Consider the following 17,976-nt stretch of genomic DNA (forward strand, 5'->3'; position numbering starts at 1 on the left):
ATTATACTAGAAGTGTTCTGAGTGTAGGTTAAAGAGTTTGACACTTTTGACAAAGTCCTGAAAATACAAGGTCTATTTTATCGATTTTGAAGTGTGTGTTAGTTGCGGCTGCGTTTGATACTTGCGATAAATCAATAGAGATGTCTTCTATCTCTCCACATTCATTACAAACTAGATGAGAATGTGCCTCTTTTGAAAGTTCATAGACTGATTTTTCATGAGGAATTTTAACTTCTTGTATAAAAGAGTTCTCAAGCATAATGTTAATGTTTTTATAAATTGTTGCTAAGGAGATAGAGTTAAACTTTTTTAGCATTATTTCATAGAGATTATCTATGCTTATATGTCCATAATAAGCTAAAGCATTGGCAATCTCTAGTCTTTGTGGTGTTGCTTTTAAATGGTGTTCCCTAAGTGCATTACTATAATTATTCATAGTAGAAGTATACAATGAAAATCTTTAAAATTTGTTTTTTAAATTAACTTTTGTAATTTTATTAAGGTAGAAAATAAGATAGCACTCTTGTCTATATGAGAACTTTTCATTTTTAGTTCATTTAACAGAAGTAACTCGTGGAGTTTAAAATAGACTTCTGGTTTTACTTTGAGTGCCATTGCCGCTTTTTGTTCTATCACAAAATTAGGAGCTCTATAGCCTAAAATCTCTATGGCATTAGGTGCACCATTAACACGAATGTAGATGTTAAACATATAGAGTTGGGTTATGTAGGCTGTAATTGCGCTCACTATTCGTATTTCATCCTCACCATGCTCTAAAATGCTTTGCAAATCATCTCTATAATCTTTTTTTGTAAAGAGCTTTTGAATAAACTCATCGAGATTTATTTCTGCTAAACCATACACAAGGGTATCAACATCTTTTGTTGTGATTTCTCTATCATAAACGCGAAATTTTTCTATCTCATTTGCTGCAAGTGCAACATCTCCATTGTGAATTTTAAGTAGGTGTGAGATGGTGTATTTGTCAATTTTGACATTTTTTTCTTGGGCTACATTCAAAATAATATTTTGTGCTTCATACTCTTTTGGATGGAAAAAACGGACGCTCATAGCCTTTGTCTTTGCAAATGCTTTTTTATTGTTATAGGTTTTATGGTCATTGCCATAATAGGCATATATAAAAATATTGTCAGAATTTTTTTCACACAATCCTAAAAGAGTATCTAACTCTTTTTTAGGAACTTTTTTTTCACTTTTAATGATGAGTATATTTCTATCACCAAAGAGAGAACCTTGTGAAAGATGTGCTTTTGCTGAGTTAAAATCATACTCATCATGGTAGTAGCTCAGAATGTTTGCATCATCTATATTGCTAAGCATTTTTGTGTACATATCTATTAAAAATGCACTTTCACCAAAAAATACAAAAGAGTTTGAAAGCTTTTTACTAGCAATATATTTATCAAACTCGTTTTTATACATCCACTTTTCCCACAACACTAGCAAAAATTCGAGCTCTATAGATGTCTACCTTGTCAATACGAATTATAATATCTTCAAAGAGTGAAACATCTGCACCATTTAGGAAATGTAAATGTGCTCCTATGATTTCATCGTGCAATTCTGCTCTTAGCTCAGGATCTGTGGCAGTTACTCTGGCTTTAAACTCTTTATGTAGATTCTGTGCTGCCCAGCGAGCATATTTGCGCGCTTTATATTCAGATTCTATAATACTCGCCTCACGCTCTTTTTCACTTATTTCCATACTTAGTGACTCTATATTTCTAAGGACATAAGTTTGTTCCTCTTTGTCTCCTGCGTTTATAGCTTTTAAAAGACGATGGACAATGAGGTCACTGTAGCGTCTAATTGGAGAGGTAAAGTGGGTGTACTCATCAAAACCAAGCCCAAAATGACCAACATTTACAGGAGAGTATTTTGCCTGCATTTGTGAACGGATAATAAGGGTGTCAACTTCTGACTCAATGCCCATATCTTTAGCTTGCTTTTGTATCTCTTCAATAGTCTCTTTTATAGAGTTTTTAATCTCAATATGCATTCCAATACCAGCTAACTCTTGGTAGAGTGTTTGGAGTTTTGCCTGACTTGGTGCTTCATGAACCCTGAAAAGTCCTCGTTTATATCGTTTTGCAGCCTCTTTATTAGCTAAAAGCATACAATCTTCTATGAGACCATGAGAGGGTGTCTCCTGCGCAACTGTTGTCGCAACAAGATTTGTATTTTCATCTAACTCCATAGAAATTTCAGTTGAATGAAACTCAAAGCCTTTTGCTAAACGCAGCTCTTTAAGTCTGTCTGTAACTTTTCTTAGTTTTGTTATCCATTCGAAAATTTCTGACTCTTCTGGCGTTTTTGCTTGCAATTTTCCCTCAAAAAAGAGGTCAATCTCTTCATAATTAAATCGTCTGTCTGAGTGCATCAGTGCTTCATAAACTTCTGAGTGAATAACATCAAGAGAGTGAGGGTCAAGTTTTATCTCAAAAACATAAGCAAGTCTGTCGACATAAGGTTGTAAAGAGCAGAGTGTTTCGCTGAGCTCTCTTGGCAGCATTGGAATAGACTTATGTGGCAGATAGATAGAAAAACTTCTAAAAATTGCCTCATTGTCTAAAGCACCAAAGGGTTTGACATATTCGCTTACATCTGCAATGGCGACATAAAGTGTTGCATTTTTATCATCCCAGTAAATTGCATCATCAAAATCTTTTGCAGTAACAGGGTCAATTGTACAAAAAGTAAGATCGCGTAAATCTTTGCGTTTAGAGTATTTACTAGCATCTACCTCTTTAAAAGAACGGGCAATTTTAAGCGTTTCTTCATCAAATGTATCGTGTTTGTTAAATTGTGCAAGCACGATTTTTTCATCTACTTTTGGATCTTTTATGTTACCGATTTTTTCTAGTATGCTATTCTCTAAATTGTCAATCTTAAAAAGGTCTCCAACTTCATACTCTTGTAGTGCTTCAGGTCTCATCTCTGCGCCAATAGGGTAGTGCGTTTTTAACTCTACTAAAGAGCGATGATGCTCTTTTTCTATAATGCAAGCAACACTATATGTCTGTTCTCGTCCTACAATTTCAGCAATTTTCGCACTCGGTGTGCCTCTTTTTCCAAGCAGACGCTTAGCAATTACCAAATCACCTTCAGTAGCAACACCTAAGTCACCTTCAGCAATAAAAAGGTCTTTTACATTTTCGCCAATGACATGCAGATAGGCAGTCCCTTTTTGCACGAGTCCCAAAACGCCAGCACGGTATTTTGAGTTAAATTGGTATATGACATGTTTATGGGTGATGTATTTTTTTGCAAGCCACTCGTTTATGAATGGGCGTTCTTCTGCACTAATATCTTGCTCACTCAAACCATGAGTGAGTCTTATAAGTAGAGATTTCAATTGTTTTGTATCTCTATTTTATATGTTCTATTGCAGTATCAAAGCTTTCCATATCTAGTTCATATTTTTCTATTAACTCTTTTGCTGCTTTGATACTAGCGTCTGTAACTTTTCCATTAATTGGAACAGCTACACGGACTACATTGAGGATTCGAGCAGGTCTTTTGTCTTCATCAGTTGCAAGGTCAGGGTTTTGACAATTTCCTATGACATCTACAAGATTGCTCTCAAATTTCCATTGTTTGAAGATAGTGGCACTTACTTCTGGAGTATCTACACCTATGATTTCTCTCTCAGCTGCTTTAACATCTTGAAGTTCTTGGAGTGCGTTGCGGAACTCTTCAGTTTTTCCATCTGCCATCACTTGTTGTGCAATAAGTACTTTACCAATCTCTACAAGAAACGCAGCAGGTGATAAAACACCAAGGTAACGGTTCTCTTTTCTTAAACACCATGTAGTCATAAGTGCATGTTGTTTCTTTGAAAGGTCAGAAAACATTTCATTTGTGATTCCATATGGTGATAGATCAAGTGAAAAACATTTTTTTACAATACTTGCAAGTGCAAACCCGCGTACTGTACCCATTCCAAAAAGACCAACTGCTTGGCTAATTGCGTTAATTTCACGAGAAAAACCATAGAGTGGAGAGTTCGCAGCTTTTAAAATATCAGCTGTCAAAAGTGGATCTTTTTCTAAAATCTTTGCCATATCATTAAAAGTGCTGTCAGGATCTTTATAAACCTCTTCTATCTGCATAGCAGATTCTGGAAGTGGTGGAAGTTGTTTTATTTTCTTAAGTATTTCTTCAGTCATGTATCCCTCTTTTAGTTGTAGTAATGATTAAAAATCATGATTATTTCGTAATTATAGTCTCTATAGATAAATACATTCTGAATATTTACAAAAAATTGGTATTATTATTAGACTTCTTTCATAACCTAGATATATTTCAAAGGGAAGAAAAAAAGATGAAATTGTGCAAAATCTTTTTTGTACCCCAAGGGCATTTCCTACGGGCAAGCGTAGCCGTAGCTACGGTGAGGAAAAGTTTTGTGCAAGTTCGCTTTTTTTATCCCTCCCTTTGGGCAATTTATAGAGAGCTTTACTCTGTGTTAGATAACCTTCACCGTAGCTACGGCTACGCTGAAGAACATCTGCCTTGATTAAAACTCTCTATAAAATGTTGAAGTATATTTAGGTTATGAAAGAAGTCTATTTATAAAATTTATAAGGATAGATATATGCAAGATACGGCAATGTTAGTTCAGTTAGGGTACACGCCAAATGAAGCTTTGGTTGAACAGTTGGATAAAATAAAAAGCAATACTTCAGGATATGAAAAAATTGCTAAACACATAATGGATTTAAATGATCATTTAAAAGTAGAAAATGCTTATGTTGCACTTTCAAATTCAAAAGATTACTTTAAAATTAAAATAGAATCACCAACTCCTGAATTAGCAGAAGAAGCGCATGAAAAAATTAAACATTTTAGTGAAAAATTTAAAGTACAGGTAGAAAAATTGCCAGGTAAAGAAACTTATTATATTCTAGGGTATGAGCAGTAGGGTGTTAGTGTAATGGTAGAGCCAATGAGCGTTGAGGGTTATGATATTTTAATAGAAGAGTTTAAGTATCTTCTTGAAGTTGAAAAGCCTAAGGTCGCGCATGAAAAGCTTGTAGCTGCAGCATTGGGGGATAGAAGTGAAAATGCAGATTATCAGGCGGCAAAAGAGAAGCTGCGTTTCATCGATAAGCGACTTTTTTATTTAAATAAAATGATACAAAAATCCAAAATCATTGACCCCTCGCTTCATGAGCATAGACGTGTCTCTTTTGGTAGTACCGTTACTCTGTTAAACTTCGACAGTGATGAGGAAGAAGTTTACACCATTTGTGGTGTTTTAGAGAGTGAACCAGAAAATCATCTCATCTCCATTCATTCTCCTATTGCAAAAGCTTTGATTGGAAAAACAGTGAATGATGAGGTCAAAATAAAACTTCCAAACGCAGTGAAAGAGTATGAAATTGAAAAAATTTCATATAAAAATATCTTTTCATTAAAGAAAAATATACGAACAAAAGTAGATTTTTCTTTCCATTAAAACAACTTTTACTAAGCTTTTGATATAATCCCTCTTTAAAAACCAAATTTTAGGATTTCCTCGTGAGCCAACAACTTCCAGATATAGATACACAACTAGCAAATCATAAACTTTCACAAGAAGATTATGCACATATGAAAGAGATTTTAGGACGTGAGCCAAACTTAGTAGAACTGGGTATTTTCTCAGCTATGTGGAGTGAACACTGCTCTTACAAATCTTCAAAAATTCACTTAAAAGGCTTTCCTACAAAAGCTCCTTGGGTTATTCAAGGACCAGGCGAGAATGCGGGTGTTATTGACATTGGTGATGGCTATGCGGCTGTATTTAAGATGGAGTCACATAACCATCCAAGTTTCATTGAACCATACCAAGGTGCCGCTACTGGCGTTGGTGGGATTATGCGTGATGTCTTTACAATGGGTGCTCGTCCTGTTGCAAACTTAAATGCACTTCGTTTTGGAAATGTTTTAAATAAAGATGATATTTCAAAACATCAACGCTACCTTGTGCGTGGTGTCACTGAGGGAATTGGTGGCTATGGTAACTGTATGGGTGTTCCGACTATTGGTGGTGAGACAAGTTTTGATGAGTGTTACAATGGTAATATTTTAGTCAATGCTTTTACTCTTGGTATTGCAAAAAGTGATGAGATTTTTTACGGTAAAGCTGAGGGAACTGGAAATCCTGTAATGTATGTTGGTGCAAAGACAGGTCGTGATGGTCTCGGTGGAGCTGTTATGAGTTCTGATAGTTTTACGGAAGAATCAAAATCACTGCGTCCTACTGTGCAAGTTGGAGATCCATTTACTGAAAAACTTCTGCTTGAGGCGTGTTTAGAACTTTTTAAAACTGATCATGTAATTGGTATTCAAGATATGGGTGCTGCTGGGCTTACATCTTCTGCGTTTGAGATGGCTGGTCGTTCTGGAAGTGGAATGATAATGCACCTTGATAAAGTTCCTGCTCGTGAAGAGAATATGACTCCGTATGACTTTATGCTGAGTGAATCACAAGAACGTATGCTTCTTTGTGCGAAAAAAGGAAGTGAAGAGGAGATTATTAAAATCTTTGAAAAATGGGACTTGGATGCTGCTGTTGTTGGTGAAGTGACAAATACAGGAAAAATGGAACTTTTCTGGCATGGAGAGAAGTGTGCTGAGGTTCCAGTTGATCCTGTAAGCGAAGAGGCTCCTGAGCTGAATCGTCCTATGAAAAAACCTGCATATCTTGATGATATTCATAAAGTGAGTATAGATGATTTTGATAGAGTTCCAAATCAAGAAGCATTTGAAAAACTTACAAAATCTATGGAAGTTGTAGATAAATCATGGATATATACGCAGTATGATTCAATGGTACAGACAAATACTATTAAAAATGGCGGGATGCTTGATGCTTCTGTTATTCGTGTAAAAGAGAATAAGAAAGCACTTGCAATGAGTGCTGACTGTAATGTTCGTTACTGTTACATTGACCCTAAAATGGGTGGTGCTGCTGCTGTTGTTGAGAGTGGTAGAAATGTAGCTATGAGTGGTGCTCGACCACTTGCAATTACAGATTGTCTTAACTATGGAAATCCTGAAAATCCTGAAGTTATGTGGCAGTTTGGTGAGGGTTGTTTAGGTATTAAAGAGGCGTGTGCAGAGCTTACTACGCCTGTAATTGGTGGAAATGTTTCACTCTATAATGAAACAAACGGTGTCTCAGTATTCCCTACACCTTCTATTGCAACTGTTGGTGTGAATGATGACGAGAACAATGTTTTAATGTCCTCTTTTTCAGAGCAGGGAAATGCACTTTATCTTGTAGGTGAGAGCAAATCAGAATTTGGTGGTTCTTTATATATGAAAGAGCTTTATGATACTGTTGCTGGTGTTATACCTGAGATTGACTATAAACAAGAGCTTGCTTTATGGGACTTAGTCATAGAAGCTAATAAAAAACATCTACTTGAGTGTGCTAAAGATGCAAGTAGTGGTGGTGTGGCTATTGCACTTGCAAAAATGGCTGCAACAAGTGGACTTGGTTGTGATGTAGAGATGAGTGTTGCGGATGATAGAGATATATTTTCTGAGAGTATGAGCCGTGCTATTGTTGAGGTAAAAGCTGAAAACTGTGAAGCATTTGAAGCGATGCTTGATGAGTCAATGAGTATAGAAAAAATTGGAACAGTTGGTGGTGATTCAATTCGCATAAATGATGTAGATATGAGTTTAGAACAACTACAAGATAATCATTTCAATACTTTTGCAAGAGTAATTGAACAAGATTTATAATAAGGAAAATTTGATGGCGAAAAAAAGAGCTTTAGTAAGTGTTAGTGATAAAAACGGTGTTGTAGATTTTTGTAAATCTTTAGTAAAAAACGGTTACGAGATTATTTCAACTGGTGGAACATTTAAACTGCTACGTGAGAGCGGTGTTGAAGCGATAGAGATCGATGAAGTGACAAAATTTCCTGAATGTTTTGAGGGACGTGTAAAAACACTTAATCCTTATGTTCATGGTGGAATTTTGCACCGTCGTGATAAGCAATCACATTTAGATCAAGCAAAAGAGCTTGGTGTTGAGGCTATTGACTTGGTGTGTGTGAATCTTTATCCTTTTAAAGAGACTATTGAAAAAACTGATGATTTTGATGAAATCATAGAAAACATCGATATTGGTGGGCCTGCTATGGTTCGCTCTGCTGCAAAAAACTTTGATGCAGTGCTTATTGTAACAAATGTAGAAGATTATGCTGTTGTAATTGATGCGATAGAAAATGAGAAAAATACAAAAGATTTTCGTCGTGGATTTATGGTAAAAGCGTATGAGCATACTGCTGCGTATGATAGTATGATAGCAAATTATATGAATGAGCGTTTTAACGAGGGTTTTGGTGAGAAGCAGTTTATTGTTGGAAATAAAGTAATGAATACTCGTTATGGCGAAAATCCACATCAAAATGGTGCTTTGTATGAATTTGACAAACACTTTTCAAATAACTTCAAAACACTTAAGGGTGAAGCAAGTTTTAACAATCTCAATGACCTAAACGGTGCGGTTAAAATAGCTTCTGCGTTTGGAGATGACAATGCAGTATGTATCTCAAAACATGGAAATCCTTGTGGTTTTGCTATTCGCGATAATTTACTTGATGCTTATGTAGAGGCATTAAAATGTGATCCGGTCTCTGCGTTTGGTGGTGTTGTTGCAGTAAATGGTACAGTTGATAAAGCAATGGCTCAGAAGATGAATGAGATTTTCATTGAAGTCATCATCGCTGGTCGTATTACCCAAGAGGCTCAAGAAGTATTTGCTAATAAAAAACGCATCAAGCTTTTTGAAATGGGTAGTGATAAGCTCATTCTTGCAAATGATAAAAAAGACTTCAAACATATTGATGGTGGGTTTATCTATCAAGATGCAGATAAAGTAAAAGATGATGAAGTGAAAAATGCGAAACTTGTTTCTAAAAATGCAGCAACAGCAGAGGAGATGAAAGACCTTGAAATCGCTTACAAAGTAGCTTCACTTACGAAATCTAACTGTGTGGTCTATGTTAAAAATGCAGCGATGGTTGCTGTTGGTATGGGAATGACAAGTCGTGTTGATGCAGCTCAGTGTGCTCTTAAAAAAGCAAAGGATATGGGACTTGATGTTAGTGGTTGTGCACTTGCCTCTGAGGCATTCTTTCCTTTCCGTGATTCAATTGATGCAGCAGCAGAAGCTGGTGTAAAAAATGTTATTGAGCCTGGTGGTTCAATAAGAGATGAAGAGATTATAGAGGCTGCGAATGAATTCGGTATGAGTCTTTATTTCTCAGAAATTCGCCATTTCCTACACTAAAATAAAAATAGCAACGTACTTTCCGCGTTGCTACGCTCGTCACGTACATTAGTACGCTTCCTCTCTATGCACCTTGAAATTACATTACTCTTTTCATTTTAGATTCTACGTTAATAGTATAAATATGATTTTTCTTACATAATTAAAAAATAGAGTATGTATCCTACTATAAACGCAGCGTATCCATACGCTGTAAATTGCAATATAAATGATTTTGTATTTTTTGAATCATTATGAGAAATATAAATTTTGTAGGTAATGAGATTTGCCATGGCAGCGATGATACTTCCAAAACCTCCGACATTTGTTCCCCAAAGTAGTGCTTCGTATTGTGATGTAAACTTGTTTAGTATAAGTGTTGTCGGAACATTACTAATGAACTGACTTAAAAAAGATGAAAGTATAAAGATATGTGTTGGATGTTCTATTGTTGTGCCGAGCATCTGTTTAATATTTGCGGTTAAACCTATAAAAATAATAAATGTAAAAAGTAAAAGATAATCAACTTTGAAACTCTTTATATCAAAGAAAAATATAAAGAGTAAAATCCATGGAAGAAGATGTAGCGGTAAAATGTGCAAGATAACAAGTGCCACAGTAAGAAAAAGAGTGAGATATATGTAGGCTAAAGGTTTGTTTATATTTTCTATTAACTCTTCCCCTCTCCTATTTGATGTTGTTTTTATAAAAAGTGAAACAATGAAAAATAGAGTAAGCATAATCAATGAAAAAGGGGCTATTGTTCTTATAAACTCATATGTATTAAGAGAATAATAGGAGTAAATGAAAAGATTTTGTGGTGTTCCAAAAGGAGTTAATGCTGCTCCAATATGTGCAGTGAGCGCCACTAAAATGACAAGCTTATCTCTTTGTTTTATTTTTAGAGCTAGAACTATTGGTAAGAGTGTCATAAGAGCAACATCTATACTTATAAGCATGGAGAGTAAAAAACTAAGAAACAGCAGTTTTTGAGGTAAAAATTTAGATTTTTCCAAAAAAGAACTCACCTGTAAAAGCAGATGACTATTTTCTAATCCTTTTATTACAACAAAGAGAGTAAACAATAAAAAGATTGGAATTAAATCTGCTTGAGAAAATGTGGCAAAAGCATGTAGATAGTAAGAGGTAAAGAGTAGTCCGCATAATGAGAGTAAAAAAAGCCACTCGCGAGTAATAAAGTTCATAAAATTATTTTTCATAACTAATTGTATCGCTAATAGTTTAAAAAGTTAATTATTTTCCAACTTGATTGACATCCACTCAACTCTTGTGATATAATTCTACTAATAAATTTATAAATTATGAAATAGGTAGGAAAAAGATATGAGTAAATCATTATATAAAACACTTGAGGTATCTCCAAGTGCGAGTGAAGCAGAAATTAAAAAAGCGTATAGAAAATTAGCGCGAAAATACCATCCTGATGTGAATAAAGATAAGGATGCAGAGGATAAGTTTAAAGAGATTAATGCTGCATACGAAATACTGAGTGATAAAGAGAAAAAAGCACAGTATGATCAGTATGGTGATAGTATGTTTGGTGGTCAAGACTTCCACGATTTTTCAAGAAATTCAGGCGGACAAGCCGATTTAGATGAGATTCTAAGACAAATGTTCTCTGGTGGGGGCGGTGGCTTTAGCGGATTTGGTGGAGCTGGTGGCGCGTCAGGTTTTGGTTCTGGCGGTTTTGGCGGAGCACAGCAGCGTTACCAAGAACCAAACTTAGATATTGAGACAAGTGTTACAATTCCATTTAGTACAGCTATTTTGGGTGGCTCACACTCCGTTTCAGTGAATGGTGACCGTTTTGATATAAAAATCCCTGCTGGTGTAAAAAGTGGTGAGAAGATGCGTGTTAAAGGAAAAGGACATGCACAAAATGGCCGAGTTGGAGACTTATTCTTAAAAATAACAGTCGCTCCAAGCCCTGAGTATGTAAGAGAGGGTGATGATTTAGTAAAAACTATTGATGTTCCTCTTTATGCTGCACTTTTTGGTGAAAAAGTTTCTGTAAAAACTTTGGATAAAGAGATAAAACTCAAAATTCCACAAAATACAAAAAATGGACAAAGATTTCGTGTCAAAGATATGGGTGCGATGAACCGTAAAACCAAACAAAGAGGTGTTCTTTACTTAAAAGCAAATATTATTTTGCCAAATGTAGATGATTTAGATGCTGATTTAGTTGAATTAATGAAAGAGAAATTACCTAAAACGGTATAGGAGGGTAACAATATGCATACATACGATGAACCAGTTTATCTCATTAGTATCGTTTCAAAGATTTTAGATATTCATCCTCAGACCTTGCGTCAATATGAGAGAGAGAATCTCATTATGCCTTCGCGTTCTGATGGACGAATAAGACTCTATTCTCAAAGAGATATTGATAGAATTAAACTTATACTGCGTTTAACAAGAGAACTTGGTGTTAATCTTGCTGGTGTGGACATTATTTTAAACCTTAAAGAGAGTATTGACTCTATGGAGCGAGAGATTGCCGAATTGAGGCATGATGTACAGGTGGCAAAAAATGCACACTCTGTATCACCTGAGAAGTCTTTAGTAACCAAAAGAAGTCTTTATGAAATGGTTGTTTTTAAAGAGGAGTAGTTTTTTACTCCTTGAGCCGCTCTATTTTGGCTCCAATATTTTGAAGTTTGCTTTCTAATGCTTCATATCCTCTATCGAGATGATAAATTCTATGAATATTGGTCTCTCCTGTTGCTACAAGTCCTGCTAAAACAAGTGCGCTTGAAGCTCTAAGATCGGTAGCCATTACATCTGTCCCACTAAGCTGTGTCCTCCCTCTTACTGTTGCTGTATGACCGTTAAGAGTAATATCTGCTCCCATACGCTGAAGCTCACTTACATGCATAAATCTATTTTCAAAAAGTTTCTCTTCAATTATGGAAACACCCTCTGCTTGAGTAGCAAGAGCTAAAAATTGGGCTTGCATATCTGTTGGAAAAGCAGGGTACTCTTGTGTGACTATTTTTACAGCTTTAATCTCTTTTGCAGGATGTATGCAAATAGTATCTTTTGTAAGTGTAAAGCTGCTTCCCATCTCTTCAAGTTTTGAAAGAACAGCACCGAGATGTTTTGGCTCAACATTTGTTAAAGTTATTTCACTCTTTGTTATTGCTCCTGCACATAGGTAAGTGCCCGCTTCAATTCTATCTGGAATAACATCAAAATCTTTTATGTTTAAGAGTTTACTATCTGTTCCGTGAATTTCCAAAATGGCAGTTCCTATGCCTTTTATAACGATACCACTTTGTGCAAGTATTTCACAAAGCTGTACAACTTCGGGTTCTCTCGCTGCGTTTGTGATGGTGGTTACACCTTTTGCAAGTGCTGCAGCCATTACAATATTTGCAGTTCCTGTAACGGTGATTTTATCAAAAATAATTTCACATCCATGCAAGCCATTTGGAGTTATTGCTTGGATATACCCAGCTTTTATGTCTATTTCTGCTCCCATCTGTTCTAGGGCTTTAAGATGCAAATCAATAGGACGCTGCCCAATAGCACAACCCCCAGGAAGTGAAACTTCACAGTGTCCAAATCGTGCAAGAATAGGTCCTAACACTAAAATAGAAGCACGCATAGTTTTTACGATGTCATAAGTTGCTTTTGTCTCATTTATACTTGAAGTGTCAACATGAACACTTTTTTTTGAAAATTCACAACTTGCTCCGAGTTTTGAGAGAAGTTTAAGTAGTGTCTTAATATCTACAACATCAGGAAGATTGCCTATAGTTACAGCCTCTTTTGCTAGAATAGTCATAGCTATTAGTGGAAGTGAAGCATTTTTAGCACCTGATATTTCTATCTCACCGTTTAATGTTTGTGTTGGGTATATTTTTAGATAATCCATAAGTCTCTTTATTAATTGTATATTATTGTTCTAAGTTAATATTGTAATTATACCTTATATTTGTGTTGCTTTTTTTGATATACTTTTATTAACTGACCTTACGCACCTAAAGCAATCTTAAGCAAAAAGAGAAAGCGTTAGGTGCAAGGCGGAAGTTTTCCTGCGTAGCCGTAGCTACGGAGGGGAATTTCCAACGAAGCAGATGATGCTTTATCTTTTTGTCCCTTTGGGATGGTATAATTTGCATACAATTTCTGCGTTAGAAGGATTTGAAGCTACTAGTAGCTCCTACACCCTTCTGCCTTGAACTTGTATACAACTTATACCACTTAAGTTTGCTCTAGGTGCGTAAGGTCAGTTATTAAAGGAATTGCCATGAGTTCAGCTCTTGATAGATTAAAAAATCTAACAAATAAAATATCTAGTTATGAGACTGCTAGAAAAGAGAATTTACGACTTTTAGAAAAGCTTTTTGACGCGTTAGAAATGGATCAAAAAGTAGATAAATTTAATGATATTTTTTTATTTAAAGCTATTAATCTCTCTGGCGCTTCACTGCAAAAAGAGAATTTAGGTGAAGTAAAAGAGGGAAAATACCTGCAAATATTGGCGATTAGCTATGATAGAGAAGCAGCAAAGAAGAGTAAAAATATTTCTCTTGGATATTATGGCAGGGCTGAAAATGTTGATATTGATTTTAAAAATATGGTTGTGGAATTTATTATTAGATATAGATTCGAGAAGAGTTTTATGACGCTTGAACATTATCATGGCATGATTGGAACATTTGGGAAAAAGAGTGAGTAGATTTTACCTTGTTTTATGGCTTAGATGGATGCTGTGGCTCACTTTTTTGAGCGTTTTTTTAGCTATTTTAGGGGCTGCGTTTACAACGCTAGTTGTATATATTAAACAAGGTGCAGTTCCTCTTGATAATGAAGTTTATGCTGCTTTATTTGAAATTTTTAAATTTTGGTTTGCTATTATTTGGAGTGTAACGCTACTACTTTCTCTATTTTTGACACTTAAAACTGTTTTTAACCGCTGTTATGCGAACTTCAAACTTATTTTGTTTAGCTGTCCTGATAAAAACAGCCAAAGTCAGCAAATAGAAGAAATTGGCTATGGCGATTTGGTAAAAGTATGGCGTAAATGGTTTATGCTCCTTATATGGCTGGTTGGAGCACAAATGATAGTTGCGTTTATATCTATGAAACTCTTCTCAAACGCAGCTACTCTTTTTGATTGGTTTAATATCTATGTTTTATATCTTTTTTTACTTATTAGCGGTTATTTTTCATTTATGATTTTGAGCGTTAAATGTAAAAAAGTAAAAGTTGTCAAATGCTGATATTTTTAGATTTACAGACGACTGGGGTTGAAGCAAAGGATGTAATTTGTGCTATTTCTCTTCTTTACGAAGAAAACTTAGTTTCGGAATTTATAAATGAGGGCAAAAAGATTCCTGCACTTGCTTCAAGCATACATAACGTTACAAATGAGATGATAAAAGAGAGTGCTGCGTTTAAGGATAGTACTGCGTTTGAAATTTTGCAAAAGTACAATAAGGATGAAAATATTTTAGTTATGCATAATGCAGCATTTTGTTTGGAAAAGCTTTTGTCTCATTCATTGGCATGGCAGGGAGCAGTTGTAGATACTTCTAGGGTGAGTAAACATCTTATTTGTGAGTGTGAGCTTTTTTCTCTTAATTTTTTACGTTATGAACTGAAGCTTTATAAAAAGGAAGAGGCGTTAAAAAAAGAGTATGGCATTAAATATGCTTTGTTTGCTCATGATGTGAAAAGTGATGTTATTATTACAAAATTACTTTTTGAATATTTACAAGAGATGGCACCATTGCAAAAAATGCAAGAGTTGAGTTTTTCAAAGGTGCTGTTAGAAAAATTACCATTTGGTAAATATCAGGGCAGATATATTGAAGAGATTATTCAACTTGATAGGAACTATTTGCAGTGGATGTTGCAGTTACCTGAGTTAGATGAAGATTTGAGATACTCTTTAGAGTACTATTTATAAGGATAAATATGAAAGTAGCAGTTGAATGTCAGTCCCCACTTTTACAAAAATCATTAGAAATATTTTTAAGTAGATATTTGAGTTCGTCGAAGAAGAGTGATATTATTATTCGAGATGAAGAGTGTTTGGAGGAGGGGCGATGTTTTTACATAGCGAGCAGTGAAAAAGCAGATTTGTTAAAACCATTTTCCAAGTCACAGCTGATTTTAGCACTAGAAAAAAAGTATAATGCACTCTATCCTCAAGCATCCTCTACAGGTACTACAAATGTGACAGAGTTAAACGCAGTAAAAGAGATGCCACAAGAGGCTTTGGATTTTAGCATTTTAGAAAAACGCATAGAGTATCTTACCAAAGAGTACCAAGAAAATATATTACGGGCAGTGAAAGCATTTTATGAAAAATAGACAACTTACAAAAAAAATAATTGCAGGAAAATATAAGGGAAAAACACTTAATCTTCCCTCTAAAACAACAACAAGAAGCTCTAAAACAATAGTATTGGAATCTTTTTTCAACACATTGCAGTTTGATATTGTAGATGCACACTTTGTAGAGGTCTTTTCAGGGAGTGGTTCTATTGGGCTTGAAGCACTTAGTCGTGGGGCAAAAACAATATATTTTATGGAAAAAGATAGAGAAGCCATTAAAACTTTAAAAGAAAATATGGCGAAAACAGATCCAAATGCCTGCATGGTATTTAGTGGAGATAGCTTTTCAAATATAAACGCAGTGATTAGCAGGCTTAAAAAAGAAAAAGAGGATGCCTATTTTTATATTGATCCTCCATTTAGTATCCGCGAAGGTATGGAAGATATTTATGATAAAACGCTGCGTTTGATAGAGAATTTACCACAAGAAAATGTGAAGATGATAATCATAGAACATATGAGTGGCTTGGAACTTCCAGAGACCATAGGCATTTACAGCAGACAAAAATCTAAAAAATTTGGAAATACAACACTTACTTATTTTAAAGTGGAATAAAACTTGCTAAATCCTTTGTAATAATAAGGATTTGTGTATGAAATATCTATTTGTTTTTTTACTTCTTTTCTCATCACTAAACGCAACGAAGATTGCGAATATTTCAAGTATTGTTGGCGTAAGAGAGAATCAAATTATTGGTTACTCTCTTGTCGTTGGTTTGAAAAAAACAGGTGATGGTACGACTTCAAAATTCACACTTCAATCTATATCTAATATGCTTAAGGCTATGAATGTAGATATAAAACCAATTGACATAAAATCAAAAAATGTTGCTGCTGTTGTTGTAACTGCGAGAATGAAACCATTTGCTCGTCAGGGAGATAAGTTTGATGTGGTTGTTTCATCTATAGGAGATGCAAAATCACTAGAGGGTGGAACACTTCTTATGACACCTCTAAAAGGGGTGGACGGTAAGATTTATGCACTTGCTCAAGGTTCAGTAAGTATTGGTGGACGTAACGAAAGAGGGGCAGGGAGTGAGTCACATCCTACAAGTGGTATGGTTTACAATGGTGGTTTAATTGAACGTGAAATCAATGGTGACCTGTTCCATAAACATTATGCTACTTTATCTCTAAAAGAGTCTGGATTTAAAAATGCAGTAGCAGTACAAAAAGCGATTAATAAATACTACTCTACACAAGTTGCTGTTGCTCTTGATTCTCGAAGTATTAAATTGAAATGTCCTAAAAATCTTTCAATGGTAGAGTTTTTAGCACAGGTTCAAGGTATAGATATAAGCTATAAACCTAAAGATAAAATAATTATCAACGAGAGAACTGGTACCATAGTTGCTGGAATAGATATAGAATTAAAACCGATTGTTTTAACACACGGGGATATAACCATAAAAATAGTCGCAGATAGGAGTGTTCCAAATCCTGCGGGGGCTATGAAAGTCGATAAAAATTTAGTTATTGGTCTTAACCAAGATGAGGTTTATACTAAAAAAGGGACAACGACGGTCGCAAATCTTGTACGCTCTTTAGATAAACTTGGTGCTTCACCTAAAGATATTATATCTATACTTGAAGCGATGAAAACTGCAGGAAGTATTTCTGCAGATTTAGAGGTAATATAATGAGTTACTCAATAAACCCAGCAACGATGAAAGCGCAAATGTATGCGCAAAATAGCGCAATACCTAAAATAGATACGAAAGTAGATGATAAGGCACTCAAAAAACAGACGGATGCATTTGAAGCTGTTATTATAAAAATGCTTATGGACAATGCAATGAAAGATGAAAAAGGTCTGTTTGCAAGTCAAAATGATCCTGGAGATAAAATATACAAATCAATGTATAGAGATGAACTCTCAAAAGCGAGTGCAGGGAGTTTTGGATTTTCACAAATGTTGTATGACTATTTATCAAAAAAGAGCTCTTGATTTTACTTTAGTAAATTATTTATTTGCCGATATAGTTGCATATGAATAAAGTTCGCGAGTGGCGGGCTTAGAAGGAAAAATTATGATTTCTAATTTAAATAGTTCTGGTCTGAATCATAGCTACATAAATAGCGCTAAAGGTTCACAAAAAAAAGAGGATTCTACTGCTGTTGGAAACTCCCAACTTAGTGGTGACAAAATAGAAAAACTTAAAACGGCTGTAGAGTCGGGAGCGTACAAAGTAGACTTGTCTGCCTTAGCAAATAAAATGGCTGATGAGTTGCTTTAGAGATAAAATAACAGGGGTGTAGTATGTTGACACATCATTTACAAAATACTTTAACGGATTTAGATGATTTGA

The 17,976-nt window shown here is 35.0% G+C and carries 21 protein-coding genes; 15 read left to right on the forward strand and 6 right to left on the reverse strand.

Features of this window, described 5'->3' with window-relative positions; all coding sequences use genetic code 11:
• Positions 1-28: 28 nt before the first annotated feature.
• The 4 genes from MV589_RS09565 to MV589_RS09580 are packed head-to-tail and all read right to left on the reverse strand — an operon-like array spanning position 29 to position 4,190.
• Positions 29-436 carry a Fur family transcriptional regulator gene (locus MV589_RS09565; RefSeq protein ID WP_297434291.1) on the reverse strand — a complete coding sequence of 136 codons (408 nt, stop codon included), beginning with the start codon at positions 434-436 and terminating at the stop codon, positions 29-31.
• Between the two features lie 38 nt (positions 437-474).
• Positions 475-1,443 (reverse strand): DNA polymerase III subunit delta, encoded by a 969-nt coding sequence (holA, locus tag MV589_RS09570; protein ID WP_297434293.1) that lies wholly within the window; start codon positions 1,441-1,443, stop codon positions 475-477.
• Entirely contained in the window at positions 1,436-3,376 is a 1,941-nt protein-coding gene (locus tag MV589_RS09575) for an RNB domain-containing ribonuclease (RefSeq protein WP_297434295.1), read from the reverse strand. Before MV589_RS09575 ends, holA begins: the two co-directional genes overlap by 8 nt.
• A gap of 13 nt (positions 3,377-3,389) precedes the next feature.
• Positions 3,390-4,190 carry an HDOD domain-containing protein gene (locus MV589_RS09580; RefSeq protein ID WP_297434297.1) on the reverse strand — a complete coding sequence of 267 codons (801 nt, stop codon included), beginning with the start codon at positions 4,188-4,190 and terminating at the stop codon, positions 3,390-3,392.
• Positions 4,191-4,345: 155 nt separating this feature from the next.
• Here MV589_RS09580 and MV589_RS09585 point away from each other — a divergent pair, with 155 nt between their 5' ends.
• The 5 genes from MV589_RS09585 (at position 4,346) to purH (ending at position 9,316) form a co-directional block, all read left to right on the forward strand.
• Positions 4,346-4,540, forward strand: a complete 195-nt coding sequence (locus MV589_RS09585; protein WP_297434299.1) for a hypothetical protein — start codon at positions 4,346-4,348, stop codon at positions 4,538-4,540.
• Between the two features lie 78 nt (positions 4,541-4,618).
• Positions 4,619-4,945, forward strand: a complete 327-nt coding sequence (locus MV589_RS09590) for a hypothetical protein (RefSeq protein WP_297434301.1) — start codon at positions 4,619-4,621, stop codon at positions 4,943-4,945.
• 12 nt (positions 4,946-4,957) lie between these two features.
• Entirely contained in the window at positions 4,958-5,482 is a 525-nt protein-coding gene (gene greA / locus MV589_RS09595) for a transcription elongation factor GreA (RefSeq protein ID WP_297434303.1), read from the forward strand.
• A 62-nt stretch (positions 5,483-5,544) separates the two neighbouring features.
• Positions 5,545-7,761: a phosphoribosylformylglycinamidine synthase subunit PurL gene (purL, locus tag MV589_RS09600; protein ID WP_297434305.1), complete on the forward strand. Its 2,217-nt coding sequence runs from the start codon at positions 5,545-5,547 to the stop codon at positions 7,759-7,761.
• 13 nt (positions 7,762-7,774) lie between these two features.
• A complete protein-coding gene (purH, locus tag MV589_RS09605; RefSeq protein ID WP_297434307.1) occupies positions 7,775-9,316 on the forward strand; it encodes a bifunctional phosphoribosylaminoimidazolecarboxamide formyltransferase/IMP cyclohydrolase in 1,542 nt (513 codons plus the stop codon).
• Positions 9,317-9,450: 134 nt separating this feature from the next.
• Here purH and MV589_RS09610 read toward each other — a convergent pair whose 3' ends face one another.
• Positions 9,451-10,515 carry an SLC13 family permease gene (locus MV589_RS09610; protein WP_297434309.1) on the reverse strand — a complete coding sequence of 355 codons (1,065 nt, stop codon included), beginning with the start codon at positions 10,513-10,515 and terminating at the stop codon, positions 9,451-9,453.
• 124 nt (positions 10,516-10,639) lie between these two features.
• Between MV589_RS09610 and MV589_RS09615 the strand changes: the two genes are divergently transcribed.
• A complete protein-coding gene (locus MV589_RS09615) occupies positions 10,640-11,539 on the forward strand; it encodes a DnaJ C-terminal domain-containing protein (protein ID WP_297434311.1) in 900 nt (299 codons plus the stop codon).
• 12 nt (positions 11,540-11,551) lie between these two features.
• The gene (locus tag MV589_RS09620; protein ID WP_297434313.1) at positions 11,552-11,929 is read left to right on the forward strand and encodes a heat shock protein transcriptional repressor HspR; all 378 of its coding nucleotides are present in this window, start codon (positions 11,552-11,554) and stop codon (positions 11,927-11,929) included.
• A 4-nt stretch (positions 11,930-11,933) separates the two neighbouring features.
• Here the strand turns inward: MV589_RS09620 and murA are convergent, their stop codons facing one another.
• Positions 11,934-13,196: a UDP-N-acetylglucosamine 1-carboxyvinyltransferase gene (gene murA, locus MV589_RS09625; protein ID WP_297434315.1), complete on the reverse strand. Its 1,263-nt coding sequence runs from the start codon at positions 13,194-13,196 to the stop codon at positions 11,934-11,936.
• 375 nt (positions 13,197-13,571) lie between these two features.
• Here murA and MV589_RS09630 point away from each other — a divergent pair, with 375 nt between their 5' ends.
• From MV589_RS09630 to MV589_RS09665, 8 genes are all read left to right on the forward strand, one after another.
• The gene (locus MV589_RS09630; RefSeq protein ID WP_297434316.1) at positions 13,572-14,003 is read left to right on the forward strand and encodes a hypothetical protein; all 432 of its coding nucleotides are present in this window, start codon (positions 13,572-13,574) and stop codon (positions 14,001-14,003) included.
• A complete protein-coding gene (locus tag MV589_RS09635) occupies positions 13,996-14,547 on the forward strand; it encodes a hypothetical protein (protein WP_297434319.1) in 552 nt (183 codons plus the stop codon). The genes MV589_RS09630 and MV589_RS09635 overlap by 8 nt, the downstream gene beginning before the upstream one ends.
• On the forward strand, positions 14,541-15,236 hold the full coding sequence (locus tag MV589_RS09640; protein WP_297434322.1) for a putative quorum-sensing-regulated virulence factor: 696 nt from the start codon (positions 14,541-14,543) through the stop codon (positions 15,234-15,236). The genes MV589_RS09635 and MV589_RS09640 overlap by 7 nt, the downstream gene beginning before the upstream one ends.
• Before the next feature lie 8 nt (positions 15,237-15,244).
• Entirely contained in the window at positions 15,245-15,643 is a 399-nt protein-coding gene (locus tag MV589_RS09645) for a hypothetical protein (protein ID WP_297434324.1), read from the forward strand.
• Positions 15,633-16,223 carry a 16S rRNA (guanine(966)-N(2))-methyltransferase RsmD gene (rsmD, locus tag MV589_RS09650; RefSeq protein ID WP_297434326.1) on the forward strand — a complete coding sequence of 197 codons (591 nt, stop codon included), beginning with the start codon at positions 15,633-15,635 and terminating at the stop codon, positions 16,221-16,223. Before MV589_RS09645 ends, rsmD begins: the two co-directional genes overlap by 11 nt.
• 37 nt (positions 16,224-16,260) lie before the next feature.
• On the forward strand, positions 16,261-17,307 hold the full coding sequence (locus MV589_RS09655) for a flagellar basal body P-ring protein FlgI (protein WP_297434328.1): 1,047 nt from the start codon (positions 16,261-16,263) through the stop codon (positions 17,305-17,307).
• Complete coding sequence (locus tag MV589_RS09660) at positions 17,307-17,615, forward strand: rod-binding protein (RefSeq protein ID WP_297434330.1); 309 nt, start codon at positions 17,307-17,309, stop codon at positions 17,613-17,615. The genes MV589_RS09655 and MV589_RS09660 overlap by 1 nt, the downstream gene beginning before the upstream one ends.
• A gap of 82 nt (positions 17,616-17,697) precedes the next feature.
• A complete protein-coding gene (locus MV589_RS09665) occupies positions 17,698-17,904 on the forward strand; it encodes a flagellar biosynthesis anti-sigma factor FlgM (protein WP_297434331.1) in 207 nt (68 codons plus the stop codon).
• The last annotated feature ends 72 nt before the right edge of the window (positions 17,905-17,976 follow it).

Source organism: Sulfurimonas sp. (genome assembly GCF_026991475.1).
In the GTDB taxonomy this organism is placed as follows: Bacteria; Campylobacterota; Campylobacteria; order Campylobacterales; family Sulfurimonadaceae; genus Sulfurimonas.